Origin of the sequence: Phyllobacterium sp. SYP-B3895, assembly GCF_009647635.1 — a bacterium.
GTDB classification, from domain to species: Bacteria; Pseudomonadota; Alphaproteobacteria; order Rhizobiales; family Rhizobiaceae; genus Phyllobacterium; species Phyllobacterium pellucidum.
Map to the genome: position 1 here is coordinate 548,615 of NZ_WJIG01000002.1, position 15,486 is coordinate 564,100.

The following is a 15,486-nucleotide window of genomic DNA, read 5'->3' on the forward strand; positions in this document are numbered from 1 at the left end:
GTGTCCAACCCTTGGAAGTACTGCGGCCAATGCCACCTGCAACGCAAGATGAGCGGTTACGATTATCCAGAATTACCAGCAACTACTTTAACAAACAGCAATTTTAACACTGATCGCGCAATCGTGATGCCGACCACGCCTCTCCAGCTGTCCGCCGTATTTCGCTGAGCATGCAATGACTTCGTCGATTTCCACGCCATTATGGCGGATTAATGACCCTAAGCCGTGAGAAACGTACTGACTGGACGAACCCCACAGAACAATGGTCAAAGCCCGCCCTCGCATGAAGCGAAGCCGGGCTTTTGCAGTGGAGACACTGTTAGAGCTTACATGCGGTAGGCGATGCTGTCGTTCCAGAAGCGATCGAGACGCTGGAGGGCCTTGTTCATCGACTGGAATTCTTCCGCCTTGATGCCACCGACATGTTCGATCGACGCGATATGGCGCTCGTAGAGACCCGCCACCAGTTCCGCGACTTCCGTCCCCTTGTCCGTCAGGCTCACCCGAACGGAGCGACGGTCGGTGCGGGACCGTTCATGCGAGATGAAGCCGAGCTCGACCAATTTCTTCAGATTGTACGAAACATTCGAGCCGAGATAGTAGCCGCGGCTGCGCAGTTCGCCGGCCGTTAGTTCAGCATTGCCGATGTTGAAAAGCAGCAATGCCTGGATCGCGTTGATGTCGCTGCGGCCGTTACGGTCGAATTCATCCTTGACGACGTCAAGCAAACGCCGATGCAAACGTTCTACTAACTGAAGTGCTTCAAGATAAAGTGTCCGCAACGCAGTATCACTGGGTGTCGAACGCTGGTTCTCACCAGACTTTCTCTGTGTGTTGTTCATAATACCTGCCTCACTGTTGTTTCGGTGTATTTTTCTCACCGTTGAGGCAACACTATCGAATACGCATAAAATTCGACTTAAAACACAGACTTAACAGTACCTTACCTCGGCTCAATCAATTTCAGGCTTAATGAAGACTTACGCCTCGGCTTAAAAACCGTTCTATCGCCTGGGCTTGGCCTGGCGTCTTTTCTGCACGAACAGCAGGATCCTGAAGGCGATATAGAGTAGCGCCACGCCGCCGTGAATGATGGCAATCTGGGGCTTGTAAAAGAAATATCGGGAGAAAGTCGTGAACATCAATGTTTCGCCGAGCGCGGCGACGAACCAGATGACCGGGCCCCAGGAGACCATCATCCAGAGCCCTGTCGCTGCCACCGGATAGAGCACCGCGAGCGATACCGAGGCGACTTTCCATTGCCACGGCATAAGGTCGAAGCGCCACAGCATGCCCTCGTAATAACCGCTGATCTGCGCCCAATACCCTATGCCCGCCACGATACAATAGATGGCGACAAGCCGCAGGAACCAGACAAAGCCCAGTTGCGTCAGCGTCGGGTCGAATGGCAGATGCGTCGGCCTCTCGTTCATGCCAGCTTCAGTTCACGCTCACCGAGGAGGGCGAAATAGGCGTCCACCATCTCCGGCGTCACCTCGTCAATCGAAGCCGGCTGCCACACGGGCGCATTGTCCTTATCGACCAGAAGCGAGCGGACCCCTTCGTAAAAATCATGGTTTTCGAGCATGCGCGACAATATCCGGTACTCCATCTGCATACATTGATCCATTTCAAGATGCCCGCCCTCGGCGATCTGCCTGAACGTCACGTGCAGGCTGGTCGGAGAACGGGTCTTGATAAGATCAAGGATCTGCTGCGCCCACTCGTTTCCGTTGACCCCTGAGGCGGCAAGCCGGATGAGGCAGCCGCCCAAGGTCTCCGAATCGAAGAGCACGCCGATCATATCGCGCGTTTTCTCAGGTGTTTCATAGTCCGGGTTGATGGTTTTTCCCCGTAAAGCCACTTCGGGCTTGCCGGTCCTGATCAGGCTGCGCCTGACCCTCTCCTTGTCTTCGGCCTTGATCGCGTGGGTAGCGATCCCACTCTGCAGGCAATCGCCCTGCCGGATTCGATTGCCCGTCAGGGCGAGATATGTGCCGAAATGTTCGGGCAGATGCGGGAGGAAGGCGCTGCCACCGACGTCGGGGAAAAAACCGATGCCGACTTCGGGCATGGCAAAGAGGACATTCTCGGTGACGACCCGGTGTGAACCGTGCACCGATATTCCGACGCCGCCACCCATGACGATGCCGTCGATGAGGGAAACATATGGCTTGGGGAAATGCCGGATATAGGCATTGAGGCGATACTCGTCGGCGAAGAACTCATAGAGCGGCGCTCCCGCCTTGCCGGCGTGATAAACGGCCAGAATATCGCCGCCGGCGCAAAAAGCCCTGCCCTCGCCCTCGACGATCACGCAATGGACATCGGGATCGGTCGACCAGGCGACAAGGGCGCGGTGCATCGCATTGACCATGGTCCGGGTCAGTGCATTGAGGGCTTTCGGCCGTGTCAGCCGGACGAGCCCTGCCTTACCGCGTCTTTCGAACAGGACCTCGCCGGCGCCACCAAAGTCGATTTCCATTCGCCCCTCCAAGCTTGAGCCTGCGAGGTTAGGAAACTCAAGCGTGCCGCGTCAATAACCGTGCACGCACCATTGAAATGATACACACGAATGTGTATTGTCATCCAATGAAAAGTGGCGATGTCATTGCACTGCTTGAAAAAGACGGGTGGCGCGAGGTCGCTCGAAAGGAAAGTCACGTACAGTTCAAGCATCCCGAGAAGCCGGGCCGGGTGACGGTTCCCCATCCGAAACGCGATATTCCCATTGGCACGCTCCGCAGCATCGAGCGGCAATCTGGATTGAGTTTGAGGTAGATCATGCAGCACTATATCGGATTGATCCACAAGGATGCAGACAGCGACTATGGCGTTTCGTTTCCCGATTTTCCCGGCGTGGTTACGGCGGGAACGTCCCTGGATGATGCGCACACCATGGCAGATGAAGCGCTCTCTTTCCATATCGAGGGCCTGATCGAGGATGGGGAAGCCATTCCGGAACCGTCGCGCCTCGAAGACATTATGGCTGACCGCGAGAATCGGAGCAGCGTCGCCATTCTGGTCGCCGTCAAGACCCATGCGAAACGCGCCGTACGGGTAAACGTAACCTTGCCCGAAGACATTCTGCAGCAGATCGACACCTATGCGGAAGCACATGGATTTACGCGATCGGGCTTCCTCGCACAGGCGGCGAAAAAGGCCATGGAGCGCGATGCAGCCTAACGTGCGACGCTCTGATGCCTTGGTAGACGGCTGCTTCCCTGTTAGAACCATTACAAACAGAGGAAATGCCCGCTATGGCGGGTCAAGGCAACAATGAACAAATACCCAGCTTTCGCGAGCCCCCAGGGCCGGACCGTTGATGAAATTACCCAAGGCCGCCGCCTGCGCCGGATGCGCAAGGCCGATTGGTCGCGGCGGCTCGTTCAGGAAAACCAGCTGACAGTCAACGACCTCATCTGGCCAATCTTTTTGTGCGAAGGCGAGAATCGGCGCGAAGACATTGGCGCGATGCCGGGCGTGCAGCGCTTTTCGGTTGACATGGCGGTTCGGGAAGCGGAGCGCGCGGCAAAACTGGGCATACCGGCGATCGCCACCTTTGCGAATATCGATCCGGCGCTGCGCGACGAGACGGGCTCGGGCATTCTCGACCCTGACAATCTTATCAATCGCGCGACTCGCGCCATCAAGGATGCGGTGCCGGAGATCGGCATGATCACCGACGTCGCCCTCGATCCCTTCACCAGCCATGGGCATGACGGCATCCTGCGCGACGGCATCATCGTCAATGATGAGACCGTTGAACAGATCACCAAGGGGGCCGTGCTTCAGGCGGCAGCCGGGGCCGATATCATTGCGCCGTCGGACATGATGGACGGCCGTATCGGCGCCATACGCGAGGCGCTCGACCACAACGGCTTCCAGGATGTCGCGATCATGGCCTACGCCACCAAGTTCGCATCGGCCTTTTACGGTCCTTACCGCGAAGCAATCGGAACGTCCGGCCGGCTCAAGGGCGACAAGAAGACCTATTATATCGATCCCGCCAATACGGACGAGGCGGTGCGCGAAGCGGAACAGGACCTGGCTGAGGGCGCGGATTCACTGATGGTCAAGCCCGGCCTTCCCTATCTCGATATTATCCGGCGGCTGAAGGAAGCCTTCGCGATGCCGACCTTCGCCTACCAGGTGTCTGGCGAATACACGATGATAAAGGCCGCGGGCGCCAATGGCTGGATCGACGAGGAGCGGGTCATGATGGAGACGCTACTTGCGTTCAAGCGGGCGGGCTGCGACGGAATTCTCACCTATTTCGCGCCGATCGTTGCCGAGCGGCTAAAGGCCGGCGCCTGACTGCTCCTTGATTTTTCATTCCCGAGTTCCCAATTTCAGCGCAACGGCATTCTGTCGCCGGTTTGAAACGGAAAACGAAATGAACACCGAAACGCTTGATGGCGAAATCGTAACCAGCCGCCTTGATGACTGGCGGCTCTATCAGGGCGTGCGGACGAGCCGCGCCTTCGCCTTCCTCATCGACTATGTGATCGTGTTCTTCCTGTGCATTCCGGTGGCGATCCTCATTGCAATCCTCGGCGTCGCGACGCTCGGGCTCGGCTGGACGCTTTACGGCATCATGTTCCCCGCTGTCGCCCTCGCCTATGTGGCAACGACCCTTGGCGGGCGACGTCAGGCGACAAAGGGCATGCAGATGATGGGCATCAAGCTCGAACGGCTCGACGGCCAGAAGGTCGACGGCCTGCTCGCAGTCGTCCATACGGTGCTGTTCTGGGGCCTGAACGTGGTGTTGACGCCGCTCATCCTGCTCGCAACATTCTTCCTCGACCGTAAGCGAACTGTGCACGACCTTCTTCTTGGGACGGTCGTCGTCCGCGCGTACAGCTAATTTCGAGGCTCATTTAGTAGCAATAATTCCAGGGCCTTCGCGTTTCGAGGGCCACTTTCAAGGTAGTACAAATGATGAAAATGCGTTTATCCGCGCTCGCTTTTGCGGCGCTCGCAATCTATGGGCTCGGCACGATTCCGGGCATGGCCGCTTCGCCGGCCGGCCGCTATTGCGGCGAAATGATTTCGGACGGCGACTATCGCGATGTCGAGACGATATTGAACGTCGACAAGTCGGGCCACATCAACGGCACCTATGAAGCCGGCGATTCCGCGGGGCGGCTTGTCGGTAAGCTTGCTGAAAAGGACGATGGCACCGGAACCTCGCGGTCGCTGATCTGGACCGACAAATATGGAACCGGCCGGCTCTACCTTCATTTTTCTGATGACTACAAGCAATTCAACGGACGTTGGGGCGCATCGAAGGACGGCAGATTCGATGCTGTCAGCCACAGCTGGACTGGCGCTGCCTGCGGTGCGAACTGAAGCAATACTACAGGGACGAAGACTTTCATTGCTGAATACAATATTATTCAATTGACGTTTCGGACGGTGATACGATTCTATTAGCTATTGAAGACCGTCCCAGGGCATGGAATGACGCACCAACCACAGCAGTCACCACAGTTTTTCCTGACAGCACCCTCGCCCTGTCCCTATCTGGAGGGGCAGCTGGAGCGCAAGGTCTTCACGCATCTTGTCGGCGGGCGCGCCAGCGAGCTCAATGATCTGCTGACGCAAGGCGGTTTCCGCCGCTCGCAGAACATCGCCTACCGTCCTGCCTGCGAAAACTGCCGCGCCTGCGTCTCCGTGCGCATCCTTGCCGGTGAGTTCAAGCAGGACAAGTCGATGCGCCGCGTCTGGAATCGCAACCGCGACCTGATCGGCAATATTCACCACGCGGAGCCCTCCACTGAGCAATATGCTCTGTTCCGGCAATATCTCGATGCCCGCCATAACAAAGGCGGCATGTCGGAGATGTCGGTTCTCGACTATGCGATGATGATCGAGGACACGCATGTGCCGACGCAGATCATCGAATACCGACGCCGCGGTCCGGACTCCTTCATTACTAAGAAGGGCGAAGGCGAACTTATTGCGGTCGCGCTCACCGATGTCATGGGCGATGGCCTGTCGATGGTCTATTCGTTCTTCAATCCCGAACATGCCACCCGCTCGCTTGGCACGTTCATGATCCTCGATCATATCCAGCGCGCCGCCGCCGCCGGACTTCCCCACGTCTATCTTGGCTACTGGGTGGCGGGCTCGCGCAAGATGCAATACAAGATTCGCTACAAGCCCCAGGAGCACCTCGGCCCCAAGGGGTGGGAACGCCAAGACTGATCTATCCAGCCTGCCCTAACACTGCCCTGGCATGCGGCAAATAAAACAATTCGGAAACGCCGCATGTCCCAGCTTCACCTCGACCATCGCAAGGGTTTGCTCATAACCGGCCTTGGCGGCCTTATCCTGACGGCAGACATTCCGCTGTTGCGGCTTGGCGAGGGGGAAACCTGGTCGACATTGTTGCTGCGCAGCGCAACGACCTTCGTCAGCGCCTTCCTCATCTGGCTAGTCTGGAGCCTTGCGACAGGCAAGTGGCGGCCGCTTATTCCGGGCGCCGTCGGCTATGTTGTCGCCGGCCTCTACGGCCTGACCTCGATCACCTTCATGATTGCCGTCTACAATACCAAGACAGCAAACCTCGTGTTCATTCTTGCGCTCAACACGGTGTTTTCGGCGCTCCTGTCCTGGATTTTCCTGAAGGAGCGGCCGAAACCGGCAACTTTTGCAGCCATGTTCTTCATGCTGGTCGGCGTCAGCATCATTGTGCGCGAAGGGCTTTCCTCCGGCCATCTCTTCGGCGACCTGGTCGCACTGCTCTCGACCTTCATCCTGTCATCGGCAATCACGGTCAGCCGTGCCTCGGGCAAGGACATGGGATTTGCCGCGATCATCGGCACTGCGCTGCCCATGGCGGTGGCGGCGTTCATGGTTGCCCAGAACGGCTATTCGGTTGCAGTCCCGGGCTGGATCATATTCAACGGCGCGGTCGTGACGACGCTGGCTTTCCTTTGCCTTGCCACCGGCCCGAAGTTCATCTCCGGACCCGAAGTCGCGATGTTCTATCTGCTTGAAACCGTACTGACGCCGATCTGGGTGTGGATGATCTTTGCCGAGCGGCCGAGCGATCCGACCCTTGTCGGGGGGCTAATCATCATCACCGCCCTCGTCTGCCACTCGCTCTGGCAGATGTACCACAGCCGCCGAATAGCGCGATTGGGAGCCCTGCGGCATCCGGTGTGATCTAAGCGAATATGCCCTGATCTCGAGAATTCTCCCGTCGATGATTTCCGCAGATATCGAACTGCTGCTGCATCGTTACTCCGCGGCCTCAACGATAATCGGCCGCGGCCCTTGCACGTGAACCAACTCGCCATGTGCAACAGTCTCCGGTTCATCGGGCTTGTTGGGGCGGAACGACCAGTGGAAAGCACGGCCCATCCAATGGCTGGCATCGTCCATGATCGTGTAGAACGATGGAACGAAGACCAGCGACAGAACCGTTGAAACCAGAAGGCCTCCGATAACGGCAATCGCCATCGGCGCGCGGAACTCACCGCCGTCGCCGAAAGCCATGGCGGCGGGTAGCATGCCGGCAGACATGGCAATCGTCGTCATCACAATCGGGCGGATGCGCTTGCGTCCGGCATCGATGATCGCCTCGTTGCGGGCAACGCCATGCTTGACCTCCTCGACCGCGAAGTCGACGAGCATGATCGCGTTCTTGGTCACGATACCCATCAGCATCAGGATACCGATAACCACCGCCATCGACACGGAATTGTTGGTGAGCAGCAACGCCACCGCCACACCGGCGATCGACAGAGGCAACGACATCAGAATGGTGAAGGCGTGGAAGATACTGCCGAAAAGCAAGATCAGCACGACGAAGACCAGCATGAGGCCCATGATCATCGCATCGCGGAACCCGGCAAATACCTCGCCCATGACTTCCGCATCGCCCGTCTCCTGGATGCGCACGCCCTGGGGCATGGACTTCGCAGCCGGAAGGTTCTTGACGATATCGAGCCCCTCGCCGATCTCCCTGCCGCCCGCCATATTGGCGCCGACAACGACGCGGCGTTCGCGGTTGAAACGCTCGATGGAGGACGGTCCCTGGCCAAAGCTGATATCGGCGATGGATTCGAGCGGCACCACCACACCCGCCGGGGTCGTTACTGTCTGCGTACTGAGGATCGAAAGATCGCGTCGAGCTTCCTCCGTCAATTGCACGCGGATCGGGATCTGCCGGTCACCGATCGTGTATTTGGCAAGGTTCGCATCAAGATCGCCCAGCGTCGCGACACGCAATGCATCCGACACCTGCGAGGTCGAAATGCCGAGTTCGGCGAGCTTGTCCATGCGCGGCGTAACGATGATTTCCGGCCGGTCGAGCGCGGCAGTCGACGATACTGCCTGGAAACTGCCTGTCGCGGTCATCCCGCTCTGCAGGAGGCGGGCCTGCTCGCTGACCTTATCGCCATCGCTGCCGATAACGCCGACAGCAAACTCTCGCTCACCGCGATCATTGACGAAATTTGCCCTGAGATCAGGCACTTCCGACAATTTATTGAAGATATCAACCTCGATCTGCTTCTGGGTCCGGTGCCGTTCGCTCTTGTGGCTGAGCTTGACGATCATCGTTGCACGGCGCGTGTCGAGCGAACCCGTCGGCGATGTGCCACCGGTCACATAGGTCTGCTGGACTTCGGGAATCTCGCGCACCTTGAGCGAAGCCGCATCGGTCACGCGCAGCGTCTCGTCGATAGGCGCGCCCGGTGGCAGCTCGAGACTGACGGCGACCCGCGCCTCGTCCTGTGGCGGAACGAAACCGGAGGGCAGGAAGCCCATTGCCCAGATGGCGAGCGCGAAAAGTCCAATGCCGCTTACCAGCGTAAGCCAGCGATAGCGCAAGGTTACGCCGAGGAACCGCGTATAGCCGCGTATCCAGCCGGCTTCCTTGTCGCCATGGTGCAGGCTCTTGCCGTCGCGCAGCAGATAGGCCGTCATCATCGGCGTCAGCAGGCGGGCGACAAGCAACGAGAAGAACACGGCGACTGCGACAGTCAGGCCGAACTGCTTGAAATACTGCCCGGCAATGCCGCTCATGAAGCTGACAGGCGCGAAGACGGCAATGATCGTCACCGAAATCGCGATCACGGCGAGGCCGATTTCGTCGGCGGCTTCGAGCGATGCCCTGTAGGGCGACTTGCCCGAGCGCATATGGCGGACGATGTTCTCGATCTCGACGATGGCGTCGTCAACGAGGATACCGGTGACGAGGGTGATGCCGAGCAGGCTGATAAGATTGAGCGAGAATCCCAGCATGTCGATCGCCCAGAAGGTCGGGATGGCCGACAGGGGCAAGGCGATCGCGGCAATCAGCGTCGCCCGAATATTCCGCAGGAACAGGAACACGACGATGATCGACAGCAGCGCACCTTCGACCAGCGAACTCATCGCCGATTCATAGTTGCCGTAGGTGTAGTTCACCGAATTGTCGATGATGCTGAAGCGCGCGTCGGGATATTTCTCCTTCAATTGATCCATCCGCGCCTGCACGAGCGCGTAGACATCAGTATCGCTGGCGCCCTTGGCACGGAAAATGCCGAGCGACACAACGGTCTGGTTGTTGACGCGGGCAAAGGATTTCGGCTCTTCGAAGGAGTCACTGACGGTGCCGAGGGCATCTAGGCGCACCGAGCGGCCGCCGGCGAGCGGAATTTCCACGGCCCGAAGGTTGTCGAGCGTACGCGATGCACCGAGCGTGCGGATTGTCTGCTGCATAGTCCCGAGATCGCCGCGACCACCGGTCAGGTCGGCATTCATCGATTTCAGCGCGCGGTTCACGTCCCAGGCGGTAACACCAAGCGCCGTCAGCCGGTCAGGATCGAGCGAGACGCGAATTTCCCGGGTAACGCCACCATAGCGCTCAACGCGGCCGACACCCTTCAGGCCCTGAATATCGCGGATGATCTTGTCATCGACGAACCAGGACAGCTCTTCCGATGTCATGGTCGGCGCCGAGACAGCATAGGTCAGGATAGACGATCCTTCGACATCGACCGAATTGATGATCGGTTCCTTGATCGTCGCCGGCAGGTCGTCGCGAATACGCGAGACGGCATCCTTGACGTCATCAAGTGCCTTTTGCGGGTCGACTTCGAGCCGGAACTCGACAAGCGTGGTCGAATTGCCTTCCGTCAAATTGGTGGTGACGTTTTTCACGCCCGTTATATTCGCAACCGAATCCTCGACCCGCTTCGCGATCTGCGTTTCAAGTTCGGTCGGCGCGACGCCGGGATCGGTGACGGAGACCGAAATCAGCGGCACGTCAATATTGGGGAAGCGCGTGATCGGCAGTTTGGCGAAAGCCATCAGGCCGAGGACGACAAGCACCACAAAGAGGAGGATCGAGGGAACCGGGTTTCGGATCGACCAGGCAGAAATGTTCCAGTTCATTTGATGGCCCCCGTGGCCTCGTCGGTAACGCGAACCGGCGTTACGCGGTCGCCATTGGCGACGAAGGTTCCAGCGCGGGCCACGACTTCCTCGCCTTCCGCCAGTCCCTTGAGGACTTCGACGGCGCGGTCGTTGCGAATGCCCAGTTCCACCGTGCGGCTTTCGATGACGCCGTCCTTGACGACCTGCACAAGCGCGGTGCGGCCATGGTAGACCACGGCGGAGAGCGGCACATTGATGCCGTCGCGACGTGTGAGTTCGACCACAGCGCGGGCGAAATTACCGGGCCTGATCGCCGGGTTCTTCTCAAGCGTGATCTTCACCGAGCCAAGGCGCGAACTTGCGTTGATTTCCGGCGAAATGAGGCGCACGCGACCGGAGACAGGTTCTTCCATGCCCGAGACGCGGACCGAAACCGGCATACCCTCCTTGAGGCGAGGCAGATCCACTTCCGGAATATTGGCTGCGACTTCGAATTGCGCGTCGCGCGCAATGCGGAACAAGGGTCCAGCATTGAACGAAACGATGCCGCCAAGCAGCGCATTCCGGCTGAGCACGACGCCTGCGGTCGGCGCCTTCACGTCGGCCTTTTCCAGGCGCAGGAGAACATCGCGCTTCTGCGCGGCGACAAGCTGCAACTGCGACTGGGTGGCGACCAGCGCCTGGCGGGCGGTATTGAGACGGGCATTGGCGCTGTCGTGGGCGTTGGTGGCGTTGTCGAGCTCCATCTTGGAGTTGATGCCCTTGCTGGAGAGAGCACGTGCCCGCTCCAGCGCTTCCATGGCCTGGCGTACGGCAATCTCGGCATCGACGATCTGGGCTTCCGACTGCGAGATCGAAGCGTCGGCCTGCGCCCGCTGGGCATCGATCTGTGCGAGCTGTATCTGCAGCGCCGACTTGTCGAGGCGGGCAAGAATGTCGCCCTCTTTCACAACGTCGCCCTGATCGGCGTTGAGTTCAAGGACGAGCAGGCCGGCAACATCGGTCCCGACCGCAACCTCCTGCCGCGGCACGATGGTGCCGTTGACGGTGATGGTCGAGACCATCTCACTCTTGCCCGCGGGGATGACATTGATGACCGGCGCTTTGGTCTCCGGGACGGCGGCAGCGGCTTTTTCTTCAGCCAGTGCGCCCGCCATGGCGGACAGGGAGAGGCTCGACGCGAGAGCCAGGGAAACAAGAACTTTTTTGCTGTAACGGCTCATCGGGAAAACTCGAGTTGGAGCGATCTTCAAATCTTGGAACGTGTCGGGCGCAGCATCGCTACGGCGAGCGCACGGAACACGGGCTCCAGCGCTTCGACGGGAAGGCCCTGGGCTGGAAAGTTGCGCATGATGATCCCCTCGCCCATGGCGGCCAGCGATGCGACCACCAGATCCATGTCGGCGATCGGATCGATTTCGCCCCGCGCCTTGGCGGCTTCGAGGGCTGCATGCAGCTTTTCGCGCATCATCCCTTCGTGCAGTTCGCAGGTTGCCGCGACGGTTTCGTTGCGCATCGCCTCGGCCCGCACCTCGACAAAAAGGCGCGCGCTGGAATCGGCCGGGCCCGGACCGCTATCGTTGAGCGACATCTTGCGCACATGATCGGTGCCGACCTGGGTAATCGCATCGATAATATTGTTGGACTGCAGCATGCGATCGAGGATCTCATTGCTCTGCTGGCGATGCATCGCCGCGATCGTCTCGATAATCGCTTCCTTGGAAGGAAAATAGCGGTAAAGCGCACCCGGGCTCATGCCTGCCTCGGAGCAAATATCGTTCATCGACGCGCCACGGAAGCCAGAACGGATGAAACAGCTCATTGCGGCGTTGAGAATACGCTCCTCCTGCGCTTCGCGATTGCGCGCGCGCTTGCCGAAGAGTTTCGCCACGAAGCAATGAGAGCCTTCCGCATCGTCGCCAGAAGCGCTCCTTGCCTGCTTGGGCAGGACTTGATCAACCATCGATCCACCGAAATGAGAGAGAACGTTCTCTCTCACTTACATGAACGCGGGATGGCCGTCAATATGCGAGAGATCACTCTCGTTTATATGTCTATGCGGGAGATGCCAAGCGATGAAGTCCTCGCGTAATGTCATCCGCCTTCTTGCGAACCTGCGCCACGTCATAGGCTAATTGCATCTTCAACCAGTGGTCGGCAGTACCGCCAATTACATATTCCAATCGCAGCGCCATCTCCGCGGTGATTGCGCTTTGGCCTGATAAAACTCGATACACCTGAGATCTTGTCACGCCGAGTGCCTGCGCGACGACGGTCACCGGCAGTTTGAGCGCCTCAATATCATCCTTGAGGAGTGCACCCGGATGCGGCGGATTCTTCATCGGCATGACAATCTCCTAATGATAGTCTTCAAAGTCGACGTCGGAAACATTTCGATCCGACATTGAAAATGTAATGCGCCAGTTCGCCCGAACCGTGACTGTCCATCGTCCGCTTAGATCTCCCTTCAGCGGATGCAGCTTCAGCGAAGGTCGATCCATGTCCTGAAGCGCTTCGGCCGAATCGAGAGCGGCCAATATCGATGCGACCCTAGCCACCATATCCGGAGGCAGGCGGCTAGGATCATCATGTTCGTAGAGGCGCTTTAGCGCGCGGCTTCTAAACGATTTGATCATATGGTTGTCTCATGTCGCGCGACAATAGACAACTACAATCGTTCAGAACAGACGACATAAGTAGCAAGCGGTATCAACCGAACTTGCCGGAGCGCGGGAAACCCTTCGGCACCATCCGACCGGCAGTTGCGCGCGGGCCGATCCACTCAAGGAGTTCGGTCTCGCTTCTGCTGAAGGTGCGCTCGGCCGCGTCCTGCCAGGTCAGGCCCTGCGCCATGGCGAAGATGCGGATATCGGACACGCCGCCATCCTTGTAGCGCTGCAGCCGCACGCCCTTGCCCCGTCCGAGTTCGGGCACCTCCGACAGCGGGAACACCAGCATCTTTCGGTTTTCGCCGACGATGGCGACCGTATCGCCGGTAACCGGAATGCAATGGCGCGCCTCGTCGGGCGCCTTGACGTTCATCACCTGCTTGCCCTTGCGGGTATTGGCGATCACCTCGGCCTCGGGAACGACGAAACCATTGCCGACATGCGAGGACAGCAGCAGTTTGCGATCGGGGCTATGCACGAAGGCCGTGACAATGTCCTGGTCGTTCTCCATGTCGACAATGATGCGGATCGGCTCGCCGTGGCCGCGTCCGCCCGGCAGGCTGTTGGCCCCGATGGTGTAGAACTTGCCGCCAGTGGTGAGGACAAGGATGCGGTCCGTTGTTTCGGCATGGAAGGCAAGCTTGAGTTTGTCGCCTTCCTTGAAGGTCAGCGCCGAGAAATCTGCAAGGTGCCCCTTCATGGCGCGCAGCCAGCCCTTTTCGGAGACGACGACGGTGACCGGCTCCTTCTCGATCATCGCATGATGGATATCGGTCAGGTCGTGCTGCGGCGCCTCCGCGAATGTGGTGCGACGCTTGCCGAGCAGCGTATCCGGCGCATATTTCTTCTGCATTTCCGAGATCTGCCAGGAAATGGTCTGCCATTGCTTGGGCTCGGAACCGAGGAGTTGTTCGATCTCACGCTTTTCGGAGGTTAGACCGTCAAATTCCTTGCGAATCTCGAACTCCTCAAGCTTGCGCAGCGAGCGAAGCCGCATGTTGAGGATGGCTTCGGCCTGAACGTCGGTGAGTTCGAATCGCCTGATCATCTCCTGTTTCGGCTCATCCTCCTCGCGAATGATGCGGATGACCTCATCGATATTGAGATAGGCGATAAGCATGCCGCCAAGGATTTCGAGACGGCGTTCGATCTCGCCGAGCCGGTGGCGCGAGCGCCGGATAAGCACATCCTTGCGGTGTTCGAGCCACTCCTTCAAAACGTCGCGCAACGACAGGACATTCGGCACCTTGCCGTTCGACAGCACGTTCATGTTCAAGGGGAAACGGGTTTCAAGTTCCGTCAGCTTGAACAGCGATTCCATCAGGATGTCCTGATTGACACTCCGGCTCTTCGGTTCGAGGACAAGGCGCACGTCCTCGGTGGATTCGTCGCGCACATCGTCGAGCAGCGGCAATTTCTTGGCGATCAGGAGTTCGGCGATCTTCTCGATCAGCCGTGACTTCTGCACCTGATACGGGATCTCGGTGATGACGATATTCCAGGTGCCCCTGCCCTGATCCTCAACCTCCCAGCGGGCACGAAGGCGGAAACCGCCGCGACCGGTCTTGTAGGCGTCGAGAATGGCGTCCGGTGTTTCGACGAGAATACCGCCGGTCGGGAAATCGGGACCGCGCACCTTGGTCTTGAGCGGGTCTTCCTCCTCCGCGGTCGACATCAGGTCTTCGACGCTCGCGTCCGGATGCTTGATCAGATGCAGCGCGGCTGCGCAAAGCTCGGAAACATTATGCGGCGGGATCGATGTCGCCATGCCGACGGCGATGCCGGACGAGCCGTTGGCGAGAAGATTCGGGAATGCGCCCGGAAGGACGATCGGTTCCTCGTCCTCTTCATTATAGGTCGGCCGGAAATCGACCGCATCCTCGGTAATGCCCTCGAGAAGCAGCATGGCGACATCGGTCATCCGCGCTTCGGTGTAGCGCATGGCCGCAGGGTTATCACCGTCGATATTGCCGAAATTGCCCTGGCCGTCGACCACCGGATAGCGCACGGCGAAATCCTGCGACAGGCGCACCAGCGCATCATAGATCGACTGGTCGCCATGCGGGTGGAACTTGCCCATGACTTCGCCGACGATACGTGCGCACTTGGCATAGGACTGGTCCGGCGAAAGGCGCAGAAGCCGCATGGCATGCATGATGCGGCGATGCACTGGCTTCAGCCCGTCGCGTACGTCCGGCAGCGCGCGATGCATGATCGTCGAAAGGGCATAGGCGAGATAGCGCTCCTCCAGCGCCGCCTTCAGATCGACCGGCTCAATATTATTGTCATTGTCGTCGCCATTGTCTGGCGGAATCACGCTTTTTCCCATGTCAATGGGTTATCAACTCGCCGATTCGGCGGCAAGCAATGATTCGCCAAGATCACAGCCAGTTGGCCTTGCCGGGCGCACGGCTCTTGCTTTCGATCTGCAAATCTGACCTTC

General features: G+C 58.9%; 16 protein-coding genes. 7 read left to right on the forward strand and 9 right to left on the reverse strand.

Annotation, left to right across the window (positions count from 1 at the left end; all coding sequences use genetic code 11):
* Window positions 1-326: 326 nt before the first annotated feature.
* From ldtR to GF108_RS09060, 3 genes are all read right to left on the reverse strand, one after another.
* Window positions 327-842: a transcriptional regulator LdtR gene (gene ldtR / locus GF108_RS09050; protein ID WP_027232386.1), complete on the reverse strand. Its 516-nt coding sequence runs from the start codon at window positions 840-842 to the stop codon at window positions 327-329.
* Between the two features lie 162 nt (window positions 843-1,004).
* Complete coding sequence (locus GF108_RS09055; protein WP_027232385.1) at window positions 1,005-1,433, reverse strand: DUF6163 family protein; 429 nt, start codon at window positions 1,431-1,433, stop codon at window positions 1,005-1,007.
* Entirely contained in the window at window positions 1,430-2,485 is a 1,056-nt protein-coding gene (locus tag GF108_RS09060) for an enoyl-CoA hydratase/isomerase family protein (protein WP_153667700.1), read from the reverse strand. Before GF108_RS09060 ends, GF108_RS09055 begins: the two co-directional genes overlap by 4 nt.
* A gap of 107 nt (window positions 2,486-2,592) precedes the next feature.
* Between GF108_RS09060 and GF108_RS09065 the strand changes: the two genes are divergently transcribed.
* The 7 genes from GF108_RS09065 (at window position 2,593) to GF108_RS09095 (ending at window position 7,173) form a co-directional block, all read left to right on the forward strand.
* Window positions 2,593-2,781, forward strand: a complete 189-nt coding sequence (locus GF108_RS09065) for a type II toxin-antitoxin system HicA family toxin (protein ID WP_153667701.1) — start codon at window positions 2,593-2,595, stop codon at window positions 2,779-2,781.
* A gap of 3 nt (window positions 2,782-2,784) precedes the next feature.
* Window positions 2,785-3,186, forward strand: a complete 402-nt coding sequence (locus tag GF108_RS09070; protein WP_153667702.1) for a type II toxin-antitoxin system HicB family antitoxin — start codon at window positions 2,785-2,787, stop codon at window positions 3,184-3,186.
* A gap of 93 nt (window positions 3,187-3,279) precedes the next feature.
* Entirely contained in the window at window positions 3,280-4,317 is a 1,038-nt protein-coding gene (hemB, locus tag GF108_RS09075; RefSeq protein WP_153667703.1) for a porphobilinogen synthase, read from the forward strand.
* Window positions 4,318-4,396: 79 nt separating this feature from the next.
* Window positions 4,397-4,867, forward strand: a complete 471-nt coding sequence (locus tag GF108_RS09080) for an RDD family protein (RefSeq protein WP_091949106.1) — start codon at window positions 4,397-4,399, stop codon at window positions 4,865-4,867.
* A gap of 71 nt (window positions 4,868-4,938) precedes the next feature.
* Window positions 4,939-5,352 (forward strand): hypothetical protein, encoded by a 414-nt coding sequence (locus tag GF108_RS09085; protein ID WP_153667704.1) that lies wholly within the window; start codon window positions 4,939-4,941, stop codon window positions 5,350-5,352.
* Window positions 5,353-5,463: 111 nt separating this feature from the next.
* Entirely contained in the window at window positions 5,464-6,210 is a 747-nt protein-coding gene (locus tag GF108_RS09090; RefSeq protein ID WP_091918948.1) for an arginyltransferase, read from the forward strand.
* 63 nt (window positions 6,211-6,273) lie between these two features.
* Entirely contained in the window at window positions 6,274-7,173 is a 900-nt protein-coding gene (locus GF108_RS09095) for a DMT family transporter (RefSeq protein WP_153667705.1), read from the forward strand.
* Between the two features lie 75 nt (window positions 7,174-7,248).
* Here the strand turns inward: GF108_RS09095 and GF108_RS09100 are convergent, their stop codons facing one another.
* The 6 genes from GF108_RS09100 to parC all read right to left on the reverse strand — a co-directional run bounded on the left by GF108_RS09100 (window position 7,249) and on the right by parC (window position 15,372).
* Window positions 7,249-10,392, reverse strand: a complete 3,144-nt coding sequence (locus GF108_RS09100) for an efflux RND transporter permease subunit (protein WP_153667706.1) — start codon at window positions 10,390-10,392, stop codon at window positions 7,249-7,251.
* Window positions 10,389-11,597: an efflux RND transporter periplasmic adaptor subunit gene (locus GF108_RS09105; protein ID WP_153667707.1), complete on the reverse strand. Its 1,209-nt coding sequence runs from the start codon at window positions 11,595-11,597 to the stop codon at window positions 10,389-10,391. The genes GF108_RS09100 and GF108_RS09105 overlap by 4 nt, the downstream gene beginning before the upstream one ends.
* 26 nt (window positions 11,598-11,623) lie before the next feature.
* Complete coding sequence (locus GF108_RS09110; RefSeq protein ID WP_153667708.1) at window positions 11,624-12,337, reverse strand: TetR/AcrR family transcriptional regulator; 714 nt, start codon at window positions 12,335-12,337, stop codon at window positions 11,624-11,626.
* Between the two features lie 91 nt (window positions 12,338-12,428).
* Entirely contained in the window at window positions 12,429-12,722 is a 294-nt protein-coding gene (locus GF108_RS09115; protein ID WP_153667709.1) for a HigA family addiction module antitoxin, read from the reverse strand.
* Window positions 12,723-12,731: 9 nt separating this feature from the next.
* Window positions 12,732-13,010 carry a type II toxin-antitoxin system RelE/ParE family toxin gene (locus tag GF108_RS09120; protein WP_153667710.1) on the reverse strand — a complete coding sequence of 93 codons (279 nt, stop codon included), beginning with the start codon at window positions 13,008-13,010 and terminating at the stop codon, window positions 12,732-12,734.
* 73 nt (window positions 13,011-13,083) lie between these two features.
* The gene (gene parC, locus GF108_RS09125; RefSeq protein ID WP_153667711.1) at window positions 13,084-15,372 is read right to left on the reverse strand and encodes a DNA topoisomerase IV subunit A; all 2,289 of its coding nucleotides are present in this window, start codon (window positions 15,370-15,372) and stop codon (window positions 13,084-13,086) included.
* Window positions 15,373-15,486: the final 114 nt, after the last annotated feature.